The following is a 22,258-nucleotide window of genomic DNA, read 5'->3' as shown; positions in this document are numbered from 1 at the left end:
GCGCGCCGCCAGCAGGCCGTGTCCTTCACCGCCGCGACCGGCCAGCAGGATCGCGTCGAGCAGGAGATCACGGAGATCGGTGGCGCGGTGCGCACCGCGCTTTCGGTCGAGCCGCGCGACGGGCGGCTGTGCGTGTTCATGCCGCCGGTCGAGGCGCTGGAAGACTATCTCGAACTGGTGGCGGCGGCCGAGAACGCGGCCAAGACCATCGGCCTGCCGGTGCATATCGAGGGTTACGCCCCGCCGCAGGATCCGCGCCTCAACGTCATCCGCGTCGCGCCCGATCCGGGCGTCATCGAGGTGAACATCCACCCGGCCGCCAACTGGCAAGACTGCGTCGCCACGACCACGGCGATCTATGAGGAGGCGCGGCAGTCGCGGCTCGGCACCGACAAGTTCATGATCGACGGACGCCACACCGGCACCGGCGGCGGCAACCATGTCGTGGTCGGCGGCGCGACGCCGAACGACAGCCCGTTCCTGCGCCGGCCGGACCTGTTGAAGAGCCTGGTGCTGCAATGGCAGCGGCACCCGTCCCTGTCCTACCTGTTTTCCGGCCTGTTCATCGGCCCGACCAGCCAGGCGCCGCGCATCGACGAAGCGCGGCACGATTCGCTTTATGAGCTGGAAATCGCGTTGGCGCAGGTGCCGTATCCCGACAAGGGCGCGGCGCCTTTGCCGTGGCTGGTCGACCGGCTGTTCCGCAACCTTTTGACCGATGTCACCGGCAACACGCATCGTTCGGAAATCTGCATCGACAAATTGTTCTCGCCGGATGGGCCTACCGGGCGGCTGGGGCTGGTCGAGTTCCGCGGTTTTGAGATGCCGCCCAATGCGCGCATGTCGCTAGCGCAGCAATTGCTGGTCCGCGCCATCATCGCGCGCGCCTGGAAGAACCCGCTCGACGGCCGTTTCGCGCGCTGGGGCATCTCGCTGCACGACCGCTTCATGCTGCCGCATCATGTCTGGGCGGATTTCCTCGACGTGCTGGAGGATTTGAAGCTGAACGGCTTCGACTTCCGCCCCGAATGGTTCGCGGCCCAGCTCGAATTCCGCTTCCCGTTCTGCGGCGAGGTAAGCCAAGCCGGCGTCAAGCTGGAATTGCGGCAGGCGCTGGAGCCCTGGCACGTGATGGGCGAGCAGGGCGCCATCGGCGGCACTGTCCGGTTTGTCGACTCCTCGGTCGAGCGACTGCAGGTGCGGACTGAAGGCCTCAATCCGGAGCGCCACGCCATCGTCTGCAACGGCCGCATCGTGCCGATGAAAGTCACCGACAACCGCGAGGTCGCGGTGGCTGGCGTGCGCTTCAAGGCCTGGCAGCCGGCCTCCGGCCTGCATCCGGCGCTGCCGGTCAACACGCCGCTGGTCTTCGACATCTATGATCGCTGGTCAGGCCGCGCGGTCGGCGGCTGTGTCTACCATGTCGCGCATCCGGGCGGGCGCAGCTACGACACCTTCCCGGTCAACGGCAACGAGGCCGAAGCGCGGCGGCTTGCGCGCTTCGAGCCGCGTGGCCACACACCAGGCGCCTATGTGCTGCGCGACGAAGAAGCCTCTGAAGACTTCCCCATGACCCTTGACCTCAGGCGGCCGGCGAGATTCTGATCGACAATGGCCAAGGGGAATCAGAAACGGGCAGGCGGCAGGCCGCGGGCGCAGGGCCTGCTGGAGCGCTATCGGCCGATCGAAGGCGTCGTCGACGAGATGGTCGACGCGTCGGGTAGCCCGCGTCCGGCCTGGCGCTTCTTCATCGACGCGCTCGACGATCTGGGCGCGGAACGGCTTGGGCAGCGGTTTGCCCGCGCCGACCAGTATCTGCGCGACGCCGGCGTCTATTACCGCGTCTATGAGCAGGCCGGTGCCAATGAGCGGGAATGGCCGCTCGCGCATGTCCCGCTGCTGATCGACGAGAAGGAATGGGCCGAGATCAGTGCCGGCCTCGTCCAGCGCGCCGACCTGTTCGAGGCCATCCTGGCCGACATCTATGGGCCGAACCGGCTGATCGAGAAGGGAATCCTGCCTGCCGGGCTGATCGCGGCGAGCTCCGAATATCTGCGCCCCGTCGCAGGCGTCCGGCCGGCCAGCGGGCATTTCCTGCATATGGTCGCCTTCGAGCTCGGCCGTGGCCCGGACGGGCGCTGGTGGGTGCTGGGCGATCGCGCCCAGGCGCCGTCCGGCGCCGGCTTCGCGCTGGAGAACCGCGTCGCCACCACGCGCGCGCTGTCGGATATCTATGGCGAGATGCATGTGCATCGGCTGGCCGGCTTCTTCCGTCGTTTCCGCGATGCGCTGAACGGCATGGCGAGGGAATCGGGCGGCCGTGTCGCCATCCTGACGCCGGGACCGCTCAACGAAACCTACTACGAGCACGCCTATATCGCCCGCTATCTCGGCATCATGCTGCTCGAGGGCGAGGACCTGACCGTATCCGGCGGCAGGCTGATGGTGCGAACGGTTTCAGGCCTGCTGCCGATCGGCGTCCTGTGGCGGCGGCTCGACGCGGCCTTCGCCGATCCGTTGGAGCTCAGGCCGGACTCGCAGATCGGCACGCCGGGGCTGGTCGAGGCGATCCGGCGCGGCTCCCTTTCGGCCGTCAATGCGCTGGGTTCCGGCCTAGTGGAAACGCGGGCCTTGCTTTCCTTCCTGCCCAGGATCGCGCGGGAACTGCAAGGTGAAGATCTGTCGTTGCCGAACGTTGCCACTTGGTGGTGCGGGCAGCAGAACGAACGCGACCACGTGCTTGCCAATATTGACCATATGGTGGTCGGCCGGGCGCTGTCGACGCGGCTCGCCTTCGAGGACGATGGCGCGACCAGGCTCGGTTCGGCGCTTTCGGCGGGGGAACGGGCGGAGCTTGTCGCGCGGATCGAAGCCGACGGCGCCGGCTTTGTCGGCCAGGAAGCGGTGACACTCTCGACCACGCCGGTGTTCGTCGGCGGTGTGCTTGAGCCGCGCCCCGCCAGTCTGCGCGTCTATCTGGCGCGCACACCGGAAGGCTGGACGGTGATGCCCGGCGGCTTCGCCCGGGTCGGCTTCTCGCTCGACCCGACGGCGATCGCCATGCAGCGCGGCGGCCAGGCGGCCGATGTCTGGGTGGTCAGCGACAGGCCGGTCGAGCGCGAGACATTGTTGCCGCAGGAGCATGACGGCTTCACCCGCACCATGCCCGGCAGCCTGCCCAGCCGCGCGGCGGAGAACCTGACCTGGCTCGGGCGCTATATCGAGCGCTCCGAAGACACGGTGCGCGTGCTGCGCGCCTATCACGTGCGGCTTGCCGAGACGTCCGATCCGGACATGCCGCTGCTCGCCGATATCAGGGACTATCTCGAGCCGTTCGGCATCGAGGCCGAAACGGCGATACCGCCAGGGTTGATCGGCACTTTGGACAGCGCGGTCTACAGCGCCGGCCAGATTCGCGACCGCTTCTCTCCCGACGGCTGGCTGGCGCTGAAGGATCTGTCGAAGACCATCCACAAATTCGCAGAGACGGTCGCGCCCGGAGACGACGCGACGCGGGCGATGACGGTGATGCTGCGCAAGCTCGCCGGCTTTTCCGGTCTGCTGCACGAGAACATGTACCGCTTCACCGGCTGGCGCTTCCTGGAGATCGGCCGCAGGCTGGAGCGCGGCATCCAGATCGCCGGCACGCTCAGCCGGCTGACAAGGAATGGGGCGCCGGAAGGGGCGCTCGACATGATGCTGGAGATCGGCGACAGCGTCATGACCCATCGCCGGCAGTATCCGGTGCAGGCCGGGCGGCGCACGGTGATCGACCTGCTCGCGCTCGACCCGCTCAACCCACGCTCGATCCTCTTCCAGCTCGAGCGGCTGAAGGCCGAGATCGCCATGCTGCCTTCGATCGGCGGCGAAGGGCATATGTCGCCCGCCGCCAAGGAAATCCTGCAGCTCAACACGGCAATCGCCGTCATGGAGCCGTCGGATATGAGCGCCAAGGTGCTCGACGACTTGGCCGGCCAGATCGGCGCTCTCTACAACAGCCTCGCCAGAGGCTATTTCGGTTAGAGCATTTCCAGCGAAAAGGATCGCCTCCAATGCTCTATCTCTTTGTTTTTGCGCAATTCCGGACGCAAAACCACTGCGCACTTTTGCTGGAATTGCTTTAATGCACTACGACATCAAACTCCATCTGCATTACGACTATGCCGCCGCCGCCGGCGGCGGACGGCACCAGGTGCGCGTCATGCCGCAGACGATCGCCGGCGTGCAGCGCGTGATCGCGGCCTCGCTGTCCTTCCAGCCGTCGCCGGCCGAACGTGCCGATTTTTCCGATTTCTTCGGCAACAACGTCACATCGATCGCCTTTCGCGACGCGCATGAGACGCTCGACATCCGAATGAGCGCGCGCGTTTCGGTCTCGCGGCCCGAGCCGGGTCTCGATGTCTCGCCCGATATAAACGGGCTGAGGTCGGAGCTCGATCTGGTGCGGTCACTCTCGCCGTCCGCGCCGCATCATTTCCTCGCCGCCAGCGATCATGTAGGCATCGACGCGGCGATCACGGCCTATGCGCGGGACAGTTTGTCGGGGTCAACCGTCGCCACGGCGGCCGATCTCTGCAACCGCATTCATCGCGACTTCACCTATGACGGCAAGGCGACGACCGTGCAGACCCGGGCCAGCGACGCCTTTGCGCTGAAACGCGGCGTCTGTCAGGATTTCTCGCATATCATGATCGCCGGCCTGCGCGGGCTTGGCATCCCGGCCGGCTATGTCAGCGGCTTCCTGCGCACGATCCCGCCGAAGGGCAAGCCGCGGCTTGAAGGCGCGGATGCCATGCATGCCTGGGTCAAGGCCTGGTGCGGACGCGACGCCGGCTGGCAGGAGTTCGACCCGACCAACGGCATGCGGGCGAGCAACGACCATATCACCGTCGGCTACGGCCGCGACTATTCCGACGTGGCGCCGATCGTCGGCGTCTTGAAAACGACCGGTGGTCAAGTCGGCGAGCAGGCGGTCGACGTCATCCCGGTGGCAGCCTGACGCGACGGCGTCGATGATGCGCGCCGCCGTTTGCATCCGGAACCAGTCATCGGCGAGCGGCTTTATCTACGGATAATTCGCGGAGCCGGCATGTTGCAGCATTCACAATTGTCCTCGGACCGTTCAACGCGGAACGAGGAAACTCGAAGGAACGGTGCGCAAGATTCGGCCGAGCGCGCGTCGCTCAGCTATGTGAGCGATGCCGATCCCGGCGTCCGACGATTGAGAAAAGGCAAGGGATTTTCCTATGCCGGTCCGAACGGACGCGCGGTCAGCGCGCAGACCCTTGCCCGCATCAAGGCGATCGTCATTCCGCCGGCCTGGACGGATGTGTGGATCTCGCCCGATCCGGACGGCCATATTCAGGCGACAGGCCGGGATCAGCGCGGCCGCAAACAGTACCGTTATCACCCGCAATGGACCGAGGAGCGCGACGGCGTCAAATATTCCAGCCTCGTCGCCTTCGCCGAAAGCCTGCCCGCGCTGCGGCTGCAGATCGATGCGGACCTGCGCCGCCACGGTCTGCCCATGGAGCGCGTCGTCGCCTCGGTGGTCTGGTTGCTCGACAACACCCTTATTCGCATCGGCAACGCCGCCTATGCGCGGGACAACAAGAGTTTCGGGCTGACCACGCTGCGCGACCGCCATGTCGAGATCACGGGCTCCAGCCTGCGCTTCGCCTTCAAGGGCAAGTCGGGCAAGGAATGGAAGCTGAAGCTGGTCGATCGCCGCATCGCCAAGATCGTGCGCGGGGCCCAGGACCTGCCCGGGCAGAAACTGTTCCAATATCTCGATGAGCATGGCGACCGGTCGCCGGTGCGCTCGGAGGACGTCAACCGCTACATTCGCGAGGCATCCGGCGCCGATTTCAGCTCAAAGCATTTCCGCACCTGGGGCGGCACGATCCATGCGGCGTCGCTGTTTGCCGGGACCGAGCTGCCGGAAAGCAAGACGCAGCAAAAACGGATGATCAACAGTGTCGTCGACAAGGTCGCCGAGCGGTTGGGCAATACCCGTGCCGTCTGCCGCAAATGCTACATCCATCCGCTGGTGTTCGAGGCATGGAGCAAAGGGAGCTTGCTTGACGAAATGGCCGGGGCCAACAAGCGCAAACGCCGGATATCCGGCCTCGACGAGGAAGAAACGCTGGTGCTCAGATGGCTGCAGGCGCGCGGCGCCTGACAGGCAGGCGCGAAGGCAGCCAAGTCCGTGATCCTTCGATAAATTTTTTTATCGACCTCGTGTCGGGAAGGGTCCTAGTGTCGCGTCCTTTGATACGGAAAGGACGCACCATGCTCTACGCCATCCTCTGCTACGCTTCCGAAGACGTCGTCTGCTCCTGGAGCAAGGAACAGGACGACGAGGTCATGGCAAAGCTCCTCAACGTGCAGGACAAATACGCCAAGGCGGGCCGGCTCGGACCCGTGGCGCGCCTTTTGCCGACGACCGCGGCGACCACACTGAGAAAGGTCAGGGGCGAGGCGGTCGTGCTGGACGGCCCGTTCGCCGAAACCAAGGAACAGTTCCTCGGCTTCTACACGCTCGAATGCAACGATCTCGACGAAGCGGTCGCATTCGCGCGCGAGCTCTCCGAGGTCAATCCGAGCGGCGGCTCCTACGAGATCCGGCCGGTTTCGATCTTCAATCCGACAAAGGTAGCGGTATGACTGACCTTGCCTGGATAAGCACGGCGATCGGCAACGCCCGTCCGCAGGCGATGGGCGCGCTGCTGCGCTACTTCCGCGACCTCGACGCCGCGGAAGAGGCTTTCCAGGATGCTTGCCTGAGGGCACTCAAGAACTGGCCGAAGAACGGGCCGCCGCGCGATCCCGTCGCCTGGCTGATCTTTGTCGGCCGCAACAGCGGCATCGACGCCGTGCGCAAGCGCGCCAAGCAGGCGCCGATGCCGGAAGAAGACCAGGTCTCCGATCTGGAGGACGCCGAGAGCGACATCGCCGAGCGGCTCGACGGCGCGCATTACCGCGACGATATCCTGCGGCTTCTGTTCATCTGCTGCCATCCGGATCTGCCGGCGACGCAGCAGATCGCGGTGGCGCTGCGCATCGTCTCCGGCCTTACCGTCAAGCAGATCGCGCGCGCCTTCCTCGTCGGCGAGAGCGCCATGGAACAGCGCATCACCCGCGCCAAGGCGCGCATCGCCGACGCCGGCGTGCCGTTCGAAACGCCGGGCGCGGTCGAGCGCTCGGAGCGGCTCGCCGCTGTCGCCGCGATGGTCTATCTGATCTTCAACGAAGGCTATTCGACCAATGGCGGCGAGGCGCCGGCCCGCGCGCCGCTGTGCGAGGAGGCGATCCGGCTTGCCCGTCTGCTGCTCAGGCTCTTCCAGGCCGAGCCGGAGATCATGGGGCTGACCGCGCTGCTTCTGCTGCAGCACGCGCGGGCGCCGGCGCGTTTCGATGAGAATGGCGAGATCGTCCTGCTCGAGGACCAGGACCGCTCGCTATGGAGCCGCAAGATGATCGACGAGGGCCTGGCGCTGGTCGACAAGGCGCTGCGCCACCGCAAGCCTGGCCCCTACCAGGTTCAGGCGGCGATCGCGGCGCTGCATGCGCGGGCGGCGACGGCGGAAGATACAGACTGGACCGAGATCGACCTGCTCTACGGTCTGCTGGAGCAGATGCAGCCTTCGCCCGTTGTGACGCTGAACCGCGCGGTTGCGGTCAGCAAAGTGAAAGGTCCGGGCGCTGCGCTTGCCATGATCGAGCCGCTGGAAGAGCGGCTCTCGGGCTATTTCCATTTCTTCGGCCTCAGAGGCGGGCTGCTGATGCAGCTTGGCCGCAACGAGGAGGCGCGCGTTGCCTTCGACCGCGCCATCGCTTTGGCCAATACCGCCGCCGAGGCGGCGCATATCCGCATGCATATCGACCGGCTGATCAAGGAAAGCAGCCAGAGGCCTTCGGTCCAGAAGGCGCACTGAGGCGTATTGAGTTTCAGGTGATGCCGGTCTGCAAATGCCGCGTTCCTGCGCTTCCGGACTTCGCCGGCCGAAGCGCTCGTGAGTGGCGCGGCAGCGCCCGTCTTTGATTCCGGCTCGGCCTGACCTGAATCCACAACACGCCTTGGCCGTGGTTTGCTGTCTGGCCCAATTCCGCGCTCCGGCCTTGGACCATGCCGGGGTGGCGGTTTTTCCCTGAAACGAGTAATGCCACGCCATCAAAGCGCCCGGACCGTGCCCGACCGCACGTCCAAGAGATGGCGCATGGCTCCATTCCTGCCCATGAGAGGCGGAACCTGAAAGGGACAGAAATGACGTTAGCGAAGGAAACGGCCGCACTTCTTGAGAAACTCGGCGTTGCCAAGGATGCGCTTTCGGGCGGCGACCTTGTTGTGCGCAGCCCAGTGACGGGCGAACAGATCGCGGCGCTGAAGTCGATTTCGGCCGCCGATGCCGGCAAGGCCATCGATGCCGCGCACAAGGCCTTCCAGGACTGGCGGCTGGTGCCGGGGCCGAAGCGGGGCGAACTGGTGCGTCTGCTCGGCGAGGAGTTGCGCGCGCATAAGGACGAACTCGGCCGCCTGGTGTCGATCGAGGTCGGCAAGATCCCGTCCGAGGGTCTCGGCGAAGTGCAGGAAATGATCGACATCTGCGACTTCGCCGTAGGCCTTTCGCGCCAGCTCTATGGCCTGACGATCGCCACCGAGCGTCCCGGACACCGCATGATGGAGACCTGGCATCCGCTCGGCGTCGTCGGCGTGATCTCTGCCTTCAACTTCCCGGTCGCGGTGTGGTCGTGGAATGCAGTCCTTGCCTTCGTCTGCGGCGATGCGGTGGTGTGGAAGCCGTCGGAAAAGACGCCGCTGACCGCACTTGCCTGCGAGGCGATCTTCAAGCGCGCCGTCAAGCGTTTCGGCAAGGATGCGCCGGCAGGGCTGCTGCAGGTGCTGATCGGCGACCGCGTCGCCGGCGAGGTGCTGGTCGACCATCCCAAGGTGCCGCTGGTCTCGGCTACCGGCTCGACGCGCATGGGCCGGGAGGTCGGCCCCAGGCTGGCCAAGCGTTTTGCCCGTGCCGTGCTGGAGCTCGGCGGCAACAATGCCGGCATCGTGACGCCCACCGCCGATCTCGACATGGCGCTGCGCGCCATCGCCTTCGGCGCCATGGGCACGGCCGGCCAGCGCTGCACGACGCTCAGACGGCTGTTCGTGCATGACAGCGTCTATGACGCGCTCTTGCCGCGGCTGAAGAAGGCCTATCAGTCCGTCTCGGTCGGCAATCCGCTGGAAGGCAAGGCGCTGGTCGGCCCGCTGATCGACAAGGCCGCCTTCGACAACATGCAGAAGGCGTTGGAGGAAGCTGAGGCGCATGGCGGCAAGGTGACCGGCGGCACGCGTGTCGAGAACGGCCATCCGGACGCCTATTACGTGCATCCGGCACTGGTCGAGATGCCGAAGCAGGTTTCGCCGGTGACGGAAGAAACCTTCGCGCCGATCCTCTATGTGATGAAATATTCCGATTTCGACGAGGCGCTGGAGCAGCACAATGCGGTCGGCGCCGGCCTGTCGTCGTCGATCTTCACGCGCGACCTGCAGGAATCGGAGCGCTTCCTGGGGGTCGACGGCTCTGACTGCGGCATCGCCAACGTCAACATCGGCACCTCGGGCGCCGAGATCGGAGGGGCGTTCGGTGGCGAGAAGGAGACGGGCGGTGGCCGCGAGAGCGGCTCGGATGCCTGGAAGGCCTATATGCGCCGCGCCACCAACACGGTGAACTTCTCCAAGGCGCTGCCGCTGGCGCAGGGTGTGTCGTTCGACATCGATTGAGGACGAGCGACGGGTCAGCCCTCACCCGCGAGCTGACCCGGCCCGCCTATCGATCAGGCCATGCAGGCGGAAGGCGGGCGATTGGTCAGAAAGCCTTGCCGGTGGCCGGATCGAAGAGGCGGAGCGCGTCCGCATCGAAGACGAACGCGCATGGCTGGCCCTTGGCGACACGGGCTTGCGGCGGCAAGGTCGCCGTCAGCCTTTGCGCGCCGACCCGGGCGGTGGTGACCTGTTCGGGGCCGGTCAGTTCGACGACGTCGATCTCCACCGGCAGCGACAGTTCGGCGCCGCTGCCCGGTCCAAGGCGGAGCGCTTCCGGCCTGATGCCGACCACAACTGATGCACTGTTGCGGGCCGCCTCGGCGTAGCGAGCCGGAATCGCCAGCCGCGCATCGGTGCCTGCAATCGCCAGCTTGCCGTCCTCGACGGTCGCTTCCAGCATGTTCATCGACGGCGCGCCGACGAAGCCCGCGACATAGAGCGTCGCCGGGTGGTTGTAGATTTCTTCCGGCGTGCCCAGCTGTTCGATGCGGCCGTCGCGCATGACGGCGATGCGGGTCGCCAGCGTCATCGCCTCGATCTGGTCATGGGTGACGTAGACGACCGTGGTGCGCAGCATCTCATGCAGGCGCTTCAGTTCGGTGCGCATTTCCAGCCGCAGCTTGGCGTCAAGATTGGAGAGCGGCTCGTCGAATAGGAAGACCTGCGGCTTGCGCACCAAAGCGCGGCCGATGGCGACGCGCTGGCGCTGGCCGCCGGAGAGCTGGCCGGGCTTGCGGTCGAGCAGGTTCTCGATCCGCAGCAATCTTGCCGCCTCGCGCACCGCCTTGTCGCGCTCGGCGGCGGGGACTTTGCGCATTTCAAGGCCGAAGCCGATGTTGCGGCTGACGGTGAGGTTCGGATAGAGCGCGTAGGACTGGAAGACCATGGCGATGTCGCGGTTCTTAGGATGCACGCCAAGCACCGACCGGCCGCCGATCAGCACATCGCCGCTGGTTGCCTCGGCGAGACCGGCGATGATGTTGAGCAAAGTGGACTTGCCGCAGCCCGACGAACCGAGCAGCACCAGGAACTCGCCGTTTTCGAGCCCGATGTCGATGCCTTTCAGCGTTTCGACGCTGCCGTAATTCTTGCGGACATCGCGAATTTCAAGCGCGCTCATGAACAGCATCCTCGAACTGGATCGGCCCGCCATAATCGCGGGGCAAGGTTGAAATGGCGCGCGAGGCCACAAGGATGGCGGCGGACAGGCATTTCACCAACGATTGCCCCTGTGCCAGTGCCGCCAGGAAGGCGGCGTTGAAGACATCGCCGGCGCCGATCGTGTCGATGACGGCGACTCGAGGTGCCGGCACTTGAATGAGCTCGCCGTCGGCGCCGATGGCGATCGCGCCGTCCGGCCCGCGCTTGACGACGACCGTCGCTTCGTCCCGCATCCCGTCGCGGATCTTGCGCGCGGCTTCCGATGGACTTGCCAGGCCGGCCAGCGTGGTCGTCTCGACCTCGTTGAAGAGGGCCAGTGCGCAGCGCGACAGCCAGCCGCGCGCGGCGGTGCAGTTCGCTTGCGTCCAGCCGTCGATCGGCCAGCCTGTGTCGAGCGCAACGGCGATGCCATGCGCTTCGGCCCAGTCGAAGAAAGCGTCGTAATCGCGCGTCAGGTCGTCGGTGAGGAAAGAGCCGCAGAGTAGCGCGTAGCCGCCAGCAAGCCGATTGCCGTCCAGCACGGAGAGCACGTCAGCCAGGCTGAAGCGGGGCAGGTGGCCGCGCGTGGTGAAGAAGGTGCGCTCGCCATCGGGATGGGTCATGCCGACCGACAATGTCGTGCCTTCGGGACGAACCGGCCAATTCTGCGCGCGGCGTCCGAAGGCCTCGCGCAGCCAGCGCCCGAACTGGTCGTCGCCAATATTGGCGGCGATCTCGAAGTCGATGCCCAGCGCCTGCCAGGCAAGCGCGGTGTTGCCGGCCTGGCCGCCGACGCGCAGGTCGTCGTGATCGACGACGGTCTCCGTGCCCGCTTTCGGCCATGGCGCGACCGGGCCGACGATCAGGTCGACATTGACGTTGCCGATCACCGCGAGCGGCCGCATCACTCGCTCCTGGTAATCTTGGTGGTGCGCACCGGCGTTCCGGCATTCTCGACGCGGGAATCGGCGAAGGCGATCATCAGGCGTTGCGCAACCGGCAGCATGGCAAAGATCGCCGCCAAGCCCGTGGCGGGCTTGAAGGCGAACGTGACCGCGCCTGCGACCGGCGGCTTGCCAGAGGCGTCGAACATGATCAGCGGCGCGCCGGTCTCGACCACCGAAACGGCCATGGCGGTGATCAGCTCCGCGGTCGGGTCGTCGCCGCGGAAGAGGACGACGCCGATCTTGGGCCCGAGCATCTCCATCGGTCCGTGGCGAAGCTGACCGCCTTCGAGCGAAAAGCACGGCAGGCGCGACAATTCGGTCAGGCCGAGCCCCAGCGCCTCGGCGAGGCCCTGCAGCCTGCGGCCGGAGGTCACGACGGTCGCGACCGTGCTCAGCGCCTCGAGCGCGGCATCGATCTCGACCGTCTCCGTCGCCTTGAGCACCGCGAGCGCGGCGGCGGGATCCTCGCCAAGCGCGGCGAGAATGGCGAGGTGCAGGGCGAAGGTCACGGTCAGGCTGCGGGTCGCGGCAAAGGCAAGCTCGGTGCCGCCGGCGCCGACGAGGCAAGGCACCGTACGGCCGAGGAAGGAACCGGCCTCCAGCGTCAGGCCGAAGGTGTCAGCCTGCAGATCCGTTTCGGTGAACCAGCGCAGGACTTCGGCGCTTTCACCGGATTGCGACGTGACGAGCACGGTCCGGCCTGTAAGCGGCAACGGCTGGCCGAGTTGCTCCGAGAGCGGCATGGCGATGGCATCGATGCCATGCGCGCGATAGAGCGGCTCGACGGCGCGCGCGACGGCATGCGAGGCGCCCATGCCGAGCAGGACGAGCCTGCCGTTCTTCCTGATCGACGCGGCGACCTCGGCGGCGGCCTTTCGATTGCTCTCAAACGAGGCAAGCGCATCCCCACGCTGACGCGCCATTTCGCGGTCGATTGCGACAAGCCCTGCCGGGCGTTTCTTCTCTGCAGTCATGATTATCCTTTCACTCCGCCGCTGGTGAGGCCCGAGATCAGCGCGCGTTGCATGACGAGGCCGATCAGCACCGGCGGCAAGGCCGCGAGCACGCCGGCGGTGGCGATCAGTCCGTAGTCGGAAACGCGGCCGCCGGCGAGATCGGCGATGGCGACCGTCAGGGTCTTTGCCCGCTGGTCCGAGGTGAAGAGCAGGGCATAGAAGAACTCGTCCCAGGCAAGCAGCACGGCAAACAGCGCCGATGTCGCCACGACAGGCGCCGCCAGCGGCAAGGTGATGATGCGCCACGTCTGGAGCAGCCCGGCCCCGTCGATCATCGCCGCGGCCTCGATCTCGCGCGGGATGGAATCGAAACCCGATTTCATCAGCCAGGTGGTGAAGGGCGCGAGGATCGTCAGATAGATCAGCGCCAGGCCGAAGACGTTGTTGAGCAGGCCGAGGTAGGACAAGCCCATATAAAGCGGCACGGAGAGCGCCACCGGCGGCAGCATATAGGTGGCGATCACCATCGACAGCGACCAGCCTACCGAAGGCGTGCGTGAGACAGCCCAGCCGGCCGGCACGGCAAGGACGATAGCGGCAAGCGTCGCCATGCCGGCGACTTCCAGGCTGTTGCGCAGCGAAGCGGTGAAGGCGGCGCCGGCGCTGTTTTCGGCGGTCGACAGGAGCTGCGCGTAACGGGAGAAGTCGGCCGCCTGCGGCCACCAGCGCAGCGGCTTGGCGGCAAGATCGGCCGCCGGCGATATGCTCATGACGAAGAGCCAGGCAAGCGGCGCCAGGATCACGGCGGCGAGCAGGATCGCGCAGACATAGATGAAAGCGGTGAAGACCGGGCTCTTGCGTTCCATCAGGCGGCACTCCCCGCGGTCTTCCTGACCAGCGTCGCATAGGCGACGGCGAGCACGGTGACGAGCAAGGTGACGATCAGCGCCAGCGATGCGCCGGAGCCGGCGCGCTGGAAGGAGAAGGCCTCCTGATAGACGAGGATCGACAGCGAGCGGGTGCTGTTGGCCGGGCCGCCGCGGGTCATGACCCAGATGATGTCGAAGACCTTGAAGGCCTCGATGGTGCGCAGCACCAGCGCCACCATCAGCGGACCGGCGAGATAGGGCAGGATGACGAAACGAAAGCGGTTGAACGGGCCGGCGCCATCGACAAGCGCCGCTGCGGTGATGTCGCGCGGCACCGCTTGCAGGGCGGCGAGCGCGATCAGCGCGACAAGAGGAAAATTCTTCCAGCAGTCGGCGACAATCAGCGCCGCGAGCGCCGTGCCGGGCTCACCCAGCCACGAGCGATAGTCATCGAGGAGATGGAGTTGCGTCAGCGCCGCATTCAGCGCGCCATATTCGGGATTGTAGATCAGCCGCCAGAGCGTCGCGTTGACTACGGTGGGCAGCGCCCATGGCAGGATCATCAGCCCGCGCAAGACCGCGCGGCCACGGAATTCCTGATTGAGCAGAAGAGCGGCAAGCACGCCGATCACCATCTCGGCGGCGACCGAGATGACCGCAAACCAGGTGGTTGTGACCAGCGTGCGGCTGAAGTTCGAGCTCGTCAGCATCTTGGTGTAATTGTCGAAGCCGACGTAATTGCCAGCCGTGCCGACCAGCTGGGCGTCGGTGAAGGAGAGCCTGACCGTATCGACCAACGGCCAGCCGATGACGGCGACCATGATCACCAGAAGCGGCAGCATCAACAGCCACGCGCGAGTCGTCATCCAGGTGCCTGACATGGGAGGCGCCTCTCTTCCTTCATCCAGTCAGAAATAGCACGGGCGGCGCTCATGTATGAGGCCGCCCGCCCGTCGGGGAACGCCAGATCAGAGGCCGCTGTTTTCGGCAGCAGTCTTGAGCGCGTCTTCTGGCGCCGTCTGGCCGAGCAGCGATTCCTGGATCGCCTGCTGCAGTGCCGTCGACAGCTGCTGATATTTCGGCGTGGTCGGGCGCGGATACATCGCGGCGAGACCAAGCTTGGCGGCGGCGATCAGTTCTTCCTGGCCCTTGGTGACGGCCGGATCGTCATAGGACGAGGCCCAGATCGGCAGCGAGAGCTTGGCATACTGGTTCTGCGTCGCCTGCGAGGTCATGAACTCGATGTATTTCCAGGCTTCGTCCGGGTGCTTCGACACCGCGGTGATGCCAAGGCCCATCGAGCCATTGACGGCCGAGACCTCGCTGGTGCCGGCAACGCCCGGCGCCGGCACCACGCCGACCTTGCCCGCGACCTTGGAGTCCTTCGGATCGTTGGCCATGTTGTACATGTAGGTCCAGTTCAGCGCGAAGGCGGCATCGCCGTTCTCGAACACCTTGCGGACGTCTTCTTCCAGGAATTCCTTCGAATTCGGATTGGTCAGGCCCGACTTGTAGCTGTCGACCATGTATTTCAGCGCCGATAGGCCGCCGCCGTTCTGGAAATCGGGCTTGCCGTCCTTGAGGAAGTCGCCGCCATAGGCGCTGACCAGCGTGGTGTAGTCACAAACGGCGGCTTCGGCCTGCGACCAGCTCCAGGCGATCGGCGTCTTCAGCAGGCCCTTGTCCTGGATGATCTTGGCCTGCTGGCCGAGCTCTTCCCAGGTCTTCGGTGGCGCCTTGATGCCGGCCTTTTCGAGGATTTCCTTATTGTAGAACAAATACTTGGTGTCGAGGATCCACGGCATGCCATAGTACTTGCCGTCATACTGGACGGTGGTCCAGGCGCCGGGCAGCACGCCCTTCTTCATGTCGTCGGTGATCTTCGACGACACGTCGACCAGCACCTTGTTGGTCGCATATTCGGCCGGCCAGATGACGTCGAACAGCACCACGTCGTAGCCGCCGCCGGATCCTTGGGCGAGCACGGTCTTGTCGTGCAGGCCTTCATAGGGGACGAATTCGAGATTGACCTTGATGTCCGGATTGGCCTTGGTGAAGGCCTCCGTCATCGAGCGCACGTCGGCCTCGCTGTAGGCGGCCTGCGCCATGAAGAGCGCGTTCAAGGTGGTTTCAGCAAAGGCGTGCGGGACGAGCAGTCCGCCGACGAACACCGCGCCCAGAAATGTCTTACCGATCGATTTCAGCATTTGTCTTTCTCCCATTTTCGACAACTGCGAGTGGGCGGCCAGGACTGCGCCGCTTCCCCAAATTCGCATCGCGTCTGACCGGATCCGTCCCCAACGGCCTGCGGCGGAGCCCAAAAGCTTTTGCCGTCTTTTTGTAGAGCCCCAGGGGTCTCACCCATTAAGTCAATTCGCTTGACTTAATTAGTCGATCAATCCTTTAATGGAGTCAAGAGGGGAAACGCGGTGCACGACATCAGCCCGATCCGTGCCAAAAGCGGCACCAACCAGGAGGGTACCAGCGCGCATAACCGCCGCGTCATGATCGAGGCGCTGCGGCTCAACGGCGCGCTTTCGCGCGCCGACCTGGCGCGGGCGACGCAGCTTACCAAGCAGGCGGTTTCCAACATCATCGAGGATCTCGAGCGCGACGGGCTGGTTGTCGCGCTGGATGCGGTGCGCAAGGGCAGGGGGCAGCCCTTCACGCCCTACCGGCTGGTTCCCGAGGGAGCCTTCGCCATCGGGCTGCAGATCGACCGGCATTTGACGCGCGTCGTGGTGGTCGACCTCGTCGGCAAGGTGATCGCGCGCGCCGAGGCGGGGCTGCCGCTCGACGAGCCTTCGGCGGGCGTCAAGATCATCCTCGGCCTCGTCGACCGCGTCAGGCGCGAGCTGGCTTCCTTGTTTGCCCAGTCCGAGCGGCGGCTGGTCGGGTTGGGCGTCGCCATGCCCGGACCGTTCGGGCTGAAGAACCCCGACAACAAATGGATGATGCCGGCCTGGCAGCAATTTCCCCTGGTGCAGGCGCTTGCGGCCGGCACTGGGCTCAATGTCGGCCTGCAGAACGACGCGGCGGCCTGCGCGACTGCGGAGCGGATCGTCGGCGCGGCGCATGGCGTCGATCACGCCGTCTGCCTTTATGTCGGTTACGGCATAGCCGCCGGGCTGATTCTCAACGGCGAACTCTATAGCGGCGGCAACGGCAATGCGGGCGAGATCGGCATGGCGTTGCTTGCGCCGGCCGGCCCCGGTTCCACGCCGCTCGAACACCGTGCATCGCTGGCCTCGCTCTACCAGCATCTCGGCCTCGACCCCACCGAGAGGGGTCTCTACGAGACGCTCGGCGCGCTGGCGCTTGCGCGGGATCCGCGGGTCATGGGCTGGGTCGAGAAAGCCGCGTCCGACCTGCGCTGGAGCGTGCATCTGATCGAGACGATCTTCGATCCGCAAACCGTCATCCTCACCAGCAGCGCGCCCGAGGCGCTGGCCCGGCTCCTGCTTCAAGCCATGCATCCGCTGCTGCCGTCGATCGCGGATCGTCCCGTCCGGCGCCTGCCTCGACTGCAACTCGGCACCACCGATCCCTGGGCGATCGCGGTGGGCGCCGCGGCAGAGCCGATCAGCCGGGCCTTCGATCCGCGTTTTTCCGCCATCCTGAAGGCCGGATAGAAGCGGTCAACCCATCCTTTGCGTCGCGGTGGCGGCGAAAGCCGCGTCGATGATGGCGAGCTTGACCGCCTGCGCGGTGAGGTATTCGCCGTAGAATTCGTTCGAGATCCACATGACGGAATGGCCGCGCTGGCCAAGCCAGCCGACGCTGCCGAGCGCCTCGGCGTCGCGTAATTTGCGCGCAAGGTGGGTGCGCGACAGCTTCAGCCATCTGGCGAAGTCGGCGATCGACAGCACGCCGGTCGGGATGCGCTCCTGGCCGGCATTCCGCGGGTCGACGCCGGAGATCAGCCAGTCCATGACGACGCCGCCATTGTTGAGCCAGGTGAACAGCGAGAAAGTCTGTTGCGGCTCGCGCACCGGCACGGAGGAGATCAGGCCGTCCGCGATCAGCGGCTGCAGCTTGGCAAGCATCTGCGGCCTTGCCTGGAACGTTTCCAGCCGGTTCCCGTCGTCAAGGGCATCAAGCGTGTTCAGATGCATATGAATCCAGCCGATCAACGGCTCCAGGGTCATGGCGGGCAGTTGCAGGGGGCGAATGCGGCCGTCATCGGCCGTCGGCCCGGCCTCCAGGAAATTATAGTGCTGCATTTCCTTGATGAAGGCATGAGCCGTGTTTCGGCTTGCCACCGCATGCTGAACGGTGACGTCGGCAAAACGCGCCGCGGTCAGTTCCTTTCGATAGTCGCTGGGATCCCGGCGGAAATGCAGGGCAAGACCGATATGCGCCATCAGCCAGCGTTGCTGGGTGGCGAAGACCGAGGAGGCTCGCGGGTTTCCTTGATAGGCCTGCTGCATCGCCATGGCTTGCGCGCGCACGCAAGCGGGCAATGCCGGGTGACCGGCAATGTCTTCATAGGTCAACGCACCCTCCCAGCTTCCACCCAAAGATGCTGTCATGCTCGCAAGTTGCGGATAGCAGTTTTGGCTGGCGCCTGCCAGCATGCGGGCCGGTTTTGCGCGAGTTGCGCCGATCTCCGGCTGTCAGCGGCCTTGCGGAGCTGAAATACAGGCTTCGAAGGCCTCGTCGACGACGGCGAGCTTGGCTGCCTGGACGGCCATGTACTCGTCGAAGAAAGCCCTCGAAACCCACATCACGGAATGACCGCGCTGGCCGACCCAGCCGATGCTGCCGAGCGCCTCGGCATCATGGAGTTTGCGCGCCAGATGCGTGCGTGAGAGCTTCAGCCAGTGCGCGAATTCGCTGACCGAGATGACGCCGGTCGGTATCTTGTCGAGATGGACGTCCTCCGGATCGATGCCGCACATCAGCCAGTCCATGACGATACCGCCGTTATTCAGCCAGATAAATAACGAAAAAGTCTGTCCGGGCTCCCGCACGCCGTCGCTGGCGAGCAATCCGTCGGCGATCAGCGGCTGCAAGACAGGCAGCATTTCGGGTCGCTCGAGGAAGGTCGCCAGCCGGGTTCCGCCGTCTATGCGGTCGAGCGTCGTCAGATGCGCGTAAATCCAGCCGGTGAAGGTCTCGATGGTGCCCGCCGTGACCCGCATGGGGTGGGCGCGGCCATCGCCGCTGGCCGAAATATATTCGGCGATGTCGTAGTGCAGCATCTCCTTGACGAACGCCTCGGCGGTGTTGCGGCTGGCCACCGAATTGCGGCGTATGACCTCGATGAAACGTGCCATCGTCATTTCGGTGCGGCGGTCTTCGGGATCGCGCCGGAAATGCAGCGCCAAGCCGACATGGCCGAGCAGCCAGCGCTGCTGGGTGGCAAACACGGCGGCCAGCCGCGGGCTCGTTTCGTAAATATGGATGAGCGCCTTGGCCTGTTCCTGGACACCGCGAAGCGCTGCTGGATGACGGGCGATCTCTGCGGCACTCAGCGGCATTTCCTGCGGCACTCCATGCGATTCCAAGCAACGACAAATGAAGATTCCCAGTCTTCGCCGATTGTGTCCAGTTGCCTATTGGAACAACGATCGAATAAGTGGTGCATTCCTTGCTAACTCTTTGCACCGGTTCGGGAAAGCCGTCCCGACAATAGCCGGGCCGCGGCCCTGCGTTGTATCGACGAGTCCCGCCAAGCAGGCACAGGTTCCACGCCATCGGGACCGCGGGGGGGCGGCTGGCGTCGGTCGATAATCCGCGCGGCCTTTGCAGCCCGCGGCCGGCGGCCTATCGTGACGGTTGATGGCCGGCCATGGCGCAGCCCATGCCGCAGAGTGAAACGATGCCGAGAACAATCCGGACCCTGACCGCCAGCGAAGTGGAAACGCTTGTCGACTGGGCGGCGAGGGAGGGCTGGAATCCGGGCATAGACGATGCCACGGCGTTTCGGGCGGCCGATCCGGATGGATTCATCGGCGCCTTTGTCGGCGGCGAGATGGTGGCCGGCATTTCGGCTGTCGCATACGGCTCGGGCTTCGGCTTCATCGGCCTCTACATATGCCGGCCCGACCGGCGTGGAGAAGGCCATGGCAAAGCGGTCTGGGACGCGGGCATGGCGCGCCTCGGCAACCGCATCATCGGTCTCGACGGGGTGGCCGAGCAGCGGGCCAACTACCAGCGCATGGGCTTCGTGCCAGCCTATGAGACCGTCCGCCACAGCGGCCGCCCCGCCGGCTTGCCCGGTGGTGGCGACATGCGGCCGGTGACGGTTGCCGACATGGCCGAGATGTTCGCCTACGATCGCCAGTGCTTCCCGGCGCCGCGCGAGGCCTTCCTTGGCGAGTGGCTGCGGCAGCCGCGGATTGCGCTGCTCTCAGCCGGATCCGACGCCATCGCCGGTTACGGCGTGGCGCGCCGATGCCGGGAGGGTTTCAAGGTCGGGCCGCTGTTCGCCGACCGGACGGAGCTCGCCCTGGCGATGCTGGCGGACCTCTCGAACGCAACCGCCGGCGAGGAATTGCATATCGACGTGCCGGCCGGCCAGGTTCAATTCACCGCCATGCTTCAAGCCGCCGACTTGGTTCCGGGCTTTACGACGACACGCATGTACAAGGGCGGCAAGCCCGGCAACGCCCCCTCGACGGTTTTCGGCGTCACGACGCTCGAACTGGGATGATCGCGCTGAGATCATTGTTTTGCCTGACTGGTCCATGCGACATGGCCCAATGACGTGGTTGCCTTTGCCGGGCTGCGTTGCGTGGAGGTTATCGAATGGCTGGCAGGACGGTCCTCATCGCCGGCGGCGCCGGGGGAATGGGTCTGGCGACCGGGCTGCGCTTCGCCGCTGACGGCGAGCGGATCGCGCTCGCCGATCTTGCCGGCCCCAAGCTCGACGCCGCCGTTGCGAAGATTGCCGCGACCGGGGCGGACGCAATCGGTTTGCCGCTCGACATCCGCTCCGTCGCCGCCTGCCGCGAGGTGGTGGGCAAGGCCAGGGAATGGGGCGGCGCCATCGACATCCTCGTCAACGCCGCCGGCGTCTGGCTCGAGGGGCCGGCAAGCGAGGTCGAGGAGGAGCAGTGGGACCTGGTGCTGGACGTCAATCTCAAGGGCGCGTTCTTCCTGATCTCGGCCGCCATTCCGCATCTGTCGGCCGCGCAAGGCGTGATCGTCAACATTGCCTCCGACGCCGGCATCGTCGGCAACAATGGGGCGGCCGTCTATTGCGCCTCGAAGGGCGGGCTGGTGCTTTTGACCAAGGCTCTTGCCCTGGAGCTCGCTCCGCAAGGCATCAGGGTCAATGCCGTCTGCCCCGGCGACACGGCAACGCCGATGATCGAATATCAGGCCAAAACCTATGGCGCAGACGACCCCGACGGCTACAAGCGCCGGCTTCTCGGGCACTATCCGCAAGGGGACAGAGCAAGGTTCATCCAGGTGGAGGAGATTGCTTCCTTCATCCACTATCTTTGCCAGCCGGGCGCGGCGCCGATCACCGGGGCCGCGCTTTCGATCGATTTCGGCGTCACCGCCGGTTATTGAACCGTTGCGGTTCATCGCGGGTGTGATTGGCCGCGCCGCTATGTCGGCATCTGCACTCTGGAGGGCAAATGGTCGTGTTTCGCAAATCCCGCAAGGCGCTGGTGACCGGCGCGGGCGCCGCCGACGGCATCGGTATCGCGATCGCGCGTGCGTTGTGCGAGGCAGGTGTTTCGGTCACCATCACCGCTTCGTCCAAACGCGTCGAGCAACGAGCGGCGGAACTACGAGGGGAGGGGCTCGATGTCCGCGCTTTCATGGCCGACCTGACGCTCTCCGGCGATGTCGAGCGGTTACGTGCCGAAACCGGCGAAATCGACATCCTCGTCAACAATGCCGGGATGGGCACCGTCGCCCAGCCGGCGTTGCAGCGGCGGTTTCTCGATCTCAGCGAAAGCGAATGGGACCGCGGCATCGATGTCAGCCTGAAAACCGCCTTTTTGAGCACGCGCGGATTTCTGGCCGGCATGGTGCAGCGCGGCCATGGGCGCGTCGTCAACATGGCCTCGGTGACGGGGCCTTACGTATCCAATGAAGGCGAGGCCGCCTATTCCGCTGCCAAGGCCGGCATGGTCGGCCTGACGCATGCGCTTGCCCTGGAGGTCGGCCGCAGCGGCGTCACCGTCAATGCCGTGGCGCCGGGGTGGGTTGCGACGGGCGCCTCGACGCCGGAGGAACTTGTCGCTGCCCGGAACACGCCGCTAGGCCGCGCCGGCAGCCCCGCGGAAGTCGCGGCCGCCGTGCTGTTCCTGGCATCCGACGCAGCCAGTTATGTCAACGGCACCGTTCTCGTCGTGGACGGCGGCAACATCCTGCAGGAACGCAAGGGCTGACCGCGTGCGCGAAAGCCAAAATGTAGGGAAATGGTAGCGGGAGAGCGCTACCGCCTTTCCCCCCACTCATTGGGCTACCAGTTCCGGCTTCGCTGCTCAGGCTGAGCGAAGACCGCCGTGACCACATTGCGCGGCTATTTGTCAAACGGCTTCCAAAACTGACCCTCGA

19 protein-coding genes are annotated in these 22,258 nt (G+C 65.5%); 11 read left to right on the top strand and 8 right to left on the bottom strand.

The genetic code is table 11. From position 1 onward, the window contains the following. The 7 genes from FJ414_RS17725 to FJ414_RS17695 form a co-directional block, all read left to right on the top strand. Window positions 1-1,605 (top strand): transglutaminase family protein (locus tag FJ414_RS17725; RefSeq protein ID WP_181181646.1); only part of this gene is annotated, 1,605 nt, incomplete at its 5' end. 6 nt (window positions 1,606-1,611) lie between these two features. Further along, window positions 1,612-4,023, top strand: coding sequence for a circularly permuted type 2 ATP-grasp protein (locus FJ414_RS17720; RefSeq protein ID WP_140645650.1), 2,412 nt, complete (start codon window positions 1,612-1,614; stop codon window positions 4,021-4,023). 100 nt (window positions 4,024-4,123) lie between these two features. After that, on the top strand, window positions 4,124-4,999 hold the full coding sequence (locus tag FJ414_RS17715) for a transglutaminase family protein (RefSeq protein ID WP_140645649.1): 876 nt from the start codon (window positions 4,124-4,126) through the stop codon (window positions 4,997-4,999). 90 nt (window positions 5,000-5,089) lie between these two features. Beyond that, window positions 5,090-6,181 carry a DNA topoisomerase IB gene (locus FJ414_RS17710; protein WP_140645648.1) on the top strand — a complete coding sequence of 364 codons (1,092 nt, stop codon included), beginning with the start codon at window positions 5,090-5,092 and terminating at the stop codon, window positions 6,179-6,181. Window positions 6,182-6,291: 110 nt separating this feature from the next. Further along, window positions 6,292-6,666, top strand: a complete 375-nt coding sequence (locus tag FJ414_RS17705) for a YciI family protein (protein ID WP_140645647.1) — start codon at window positions 6,292-6,294, stop codon at window positions 6,664-6,666. Further along, complete coding sequence (locus FJ414_RS17700) at window positions 6,663-7,937, top strand: RNA polymerase sigma factor (protein WP_140645646.1); 1,275 nt, start codon at window positions 6,663-6,665, stop codon at window positions 7,935-7,937. Before FJ414_RS17705 ends, FJ414_RS17700 begins: the two co-directional genes overlap by 4 nt. 329 nt (window positions 7,938-8,266) lie before the next feature. Continuing rightward, window positions 8,267-9,781 carry an aldehyde dehydrogenase family protein gene (locus tag FJ414_RS17695; protein ID WP_140645645.1) on the top strand — a complete coding sequence of 505 codons (1,515 nt, stop codon included), beginning with the start codon at window positions 8,267-8,269 and terminating at the stop codon, window positions 9,779-9,781. A gap of 85 nt (window positions 9,782-9,866) precedes the next feature. Here the strand turns inward: FJ414_RS17695 and ugpC are convergent, their stop codons facing one another. From ugpC to FJ414_RS17665, 6 genes are all read right to left on the bottom strand, one after another. Next, entirely contained in the window at window positions 9,867-10,943 is a 1,077-nt protein-coding gene (ugpC, locus tag FJ414_RS17690; protein ID WP_140645644.1) for a sn-glycerol-3-phosphate ABC transporter ATP-binding protein UgpC, read from the bottom strand. After that, complete coding sequence (locus FJ414_RS17685) at window positions 10,930-11,868, bottom strand: PfkB family carbohydrate kinase (protein WP_140645643.1); 939 nt, start codon at window positions 11,866-11,868, stop codon at window positions 10,930-10,932. Before FJ414_RS17685 ends, ugpC begins: the two co-directional genes overlap by 14 nt. Continuing rightward, a complete protein-coding gene (locus tag FJ414_RS17680; RefSeq protein WP_140645642.1) occupies window positions 11,868-12,884 on the bottom strand; it encodes an aminotransferase in 1,017 nt (338 codons plus the stop codon). Before FJ414_RS17680 ends, FJ414_RS17685 begins: the two co-directional genes overlap by 1 nt. Window positions 12,885-12,886: 2 nt before the next feature. Further along, entirely contained in the window at window positions 12,887-13,732 is an 846-nt protein-coding gene (locus FJ414_RS17675) for a carbohydrate ABC transporter permease (protein ID WP_140645641.1), read from the bottom strand. Continuing rightward, a complete protein-coding gene (locus FJ414_RS17670) occupies window positions 13,732-14,616 on the bottom strand; it encodes a sugar ABC transporter permease (protein WP_140645640.1) in 885 nt (294 codons plus the stop codon). Before FJ414_RS17670 ends, FJ414_RS17675 begins: the two co-directional genes overlap by 1 nt. A gap of 87 nt (window positions 14,617-14,703) precedes the next feature. Further along, window positions 14,704-15,942 carry an extracellular solute-binding protein gene (locus tag FJ414_RS17665; RefSeq protein WP_140645639.1) on the bottom strand — a complete coding sequence of 413 codons (1,239 nt, stop codon included), beginning with the start codon at window positions 15,940-15,942 and terminating at the stop codon, window positions 14,704-14,706. Between the two features lie 222 nt (window positions 15,943-16,164). Here FJ414_RS17665 and FJ414_RS17660 point away from each other — a divergent pair, with 222 nt between their 5' ends. Then, the gene (locus tag FJ414_RS17660) at window positions 16,165-17,367 is read left to right on the top strand and encodes an ROK family transcriptional regulator (protein WP_140645638.1); all 1,203 of its coding nucleotides are present in this window, start codon (window positions 16,165-16,167) and stop codon (window positions 17,365-17,367) included. 6 nt (window positions 17,368-17,373) lie between these two features. Here the strand turns inward: FJ414_RS17660 and FJ414_RS17655 are convergent, their stop codons facing one another. Continuing rightward, a complete protein-coding gene (locus tag FJ414_RS17655) occupies window positions 17,374-18,267 on the bottom strand; it encodes a hypothetical protein (protein ID WP_140645637.1) in 894 nt (297 codons plus the stop codon). An 84-nt stretch (window positions 18,268-18,351) separates the two neighbouring features. After that, window positions 18,352-19,218, bottom strand: a complete 867-nt coding sequence (locus FJ414_RS17650) for a hypothetical protein (RefSeq protein ID WP_140645636.1) — start codon at window positions 19,216-19,218, stop codon at window positions 18,352-18,354. 341 nt (window positions 19,219-19,559) lie between these two features. Here FJ414_RS17650 and FJ414_RS17645 point away from each other — a divergent pair, with 341 nt between their 5' ends. The 3 genes from FJ414_RS17645 to FJ414_RS17635 all read left to right on the top strand — a co-directional run bounded on the left by FJ414_RS17645 (window position 19,560) and on the right by FJ414_RS17635 (window position 22,089). After that, a complete protein-coding gene (locus FJ414_RS17645; RefSeq protein ID WP_140645635.1) occupies window positions 19,560-20,393 on the top strand; it encodes a GNAT family N-acetyltransferase in 834 nt (277 codons plus the stop codon). 95 nt (window positions 20,394-20,488) lie between these two features. Then, the gene (locus FJ414_RS17640; RefSeq protein WP_140645634.1) at window positions 20,489-21,259 is read left to right on the top strand and encodes an SDR family oxidoreductase; all 771 of its coding nucleotides are present in this window, start codon (window positions 20,489-20,491) and stop codon (window positions 21,257-21,259) included. Between the two features lie 68 nt (window positions 21,260-21,327). Next, window positions 21,328-22,089, top strand: a complete 762-nt coding sequence (locus FJ414_RS17635) for an SDR family NAD(P)-dependent oxidoreductase (protein ID WP_140645633.1) — start codon at window positions 21,328-21,330, stop codon at window positions 22,087-22,089. Window positions 22,090-22,258 lie beyond the last annotated feature (169 nt).

Source organism: Mesorhizobium sp. B3-1-6, assembly GCF_006439555.1.
Classification (GTDB): Bacteria; Pseudomonadota; Alphaproteobacteria; order Rhizobiales; family Rhizobiaceae; genus Mesorhizobium.
This window is presented reverse-complemented; position numbering and strand designations above follow the sequence as displayed.

What these genes read in the sequence shown, in the direction of transcription:
- FJ414_RS17720 (WP_140645650.1), top strand. Translation starts at nt 1,612, where the DNA reads ATGGCCAAGGGGAATCAGAAACGGGCAGGCGGCAGGCCGCGGGCGCAG.
- FJ414_RS17715 (WP_140645649.1), top strand. Translation starts at nt 4,124, where the DNA reads ATGCACTACGACATCAAACTCCATCTGCATTACGACTATGCCGCCGCC.
- FJ414_RS17710 (WP_140645648.1), top strand. Translation starts at nt 5,090, where the DNA reads ATGTTGCAGCATTCACAATTGTCCTCGGACCGTTCAACGCGGAACGAG.
- FJ414_RS17705 (WP_140645647.1), top strand. Translation starts at nt 6,292, where the DNA reads ATGCTCTACGCCATCCTCTGCTACGCTTCCGAAGACGTCGTCTGCTCC.
- FJ414_RS17700 (WP_140645646.1), top strand. Translation starts at nt 6,663, where the DNA reads ATGACTGACCTTGCCTGGATAAGCACGGCGATCGGCAACGCCCGTCCG.
- FJ414_RS17695 (WP_140645645.1), top strand. Translation starts at nt 8,267, where the DNA reads ATGACGTTAGCGAAGGAAACGGCCGCACTTCTTGAGAAACTCGGCGTT.
- ugpC (WP_140645644.1), bottom strand. Translation starts at nt 10,943, where the DNA reads ATGAGCGCGCTTGAAATTCGCGATGTCCGCAAGAATTACGGCAGCGTC.
- FJ414_RS17685 (WP_140645643.1), bottom strand. Translation starts at nt 11,868, where the DNA reads ATGCGGCCGCTCGCGGTGATCGGCAACGTCAATGTCGACCTGATCGTC.
- FJ414_RS17680 (WP_140645642.1), bottom strand. Translation starts at nt 12,884, where the DNA reads ATGACTGCAGAGAAGAAACGCCCGGCAGGGCTTGTCGCAATCGACCGC.
- FJ414_RS17675 (WP_140645641.1), bottom strand. Translation starts at nt 13,732, where the DNA reads ATGGAACGCAAGAGCCCGGTCTTCACCGCTTTCATCTATGTCTGCGCG.
- FJ414_RS17670 (WP_140645640.1), bottom strand. Translation starts at nt 14,616, where the DNA reads ATGTCAGGCACCTGGATGACGACTCGCGCGTGGCTGTTGATGCTGCCG.
- FJ414_RS17665 (WP_140645639.1), bottom strand. Translation starts at nt 15,942, where the DNA reads ATGCTGAAATCGATCGGTAAGACATTTCTGGGCGCGGTGTTCGTCGGC.
- FJ414_RS17655 (WP_140645637.1), bottom strand. Translation starts at nt 18,267, where the DNA reads ATGACAGCATCTTTGGGTGGAAGCTGGGAGGGTGCGTTGACCTATGAA.
- FJ414_RS17650 (WP_140645636.1), bottom strand. Translation starts at nt 19,218, where the DNA reads ATGCCGCTGAGTGCCGCAGAGATCGCCCGTCATCCAGCAGCGCTTCGC.
- FJ414_RS17645 (WP_140645635.1), top strand. Translation starts at nt 19,560, where the DNA reads ATGCCGAGAACAATCCGGACCCTGACCGCCAGCGAAGTGGAAACGCTT.
- FJ414_RS17640 (WP_140645634.1), top strand. Translation starts at nt 20,489, where the DNA reads ATGGCTGGCAGGACGGTCCTCATCGCCGGCGGCGCCGGGGGAATGGGT.
- FJ414_RS17635 (WP_140645633.1), top strand. Translation starts at nt 21,328, where the DNA reads ATGGTCGTGTTTCGCAAATCCCGCAAGGCGCTGGTGACCGGCGCGGGC.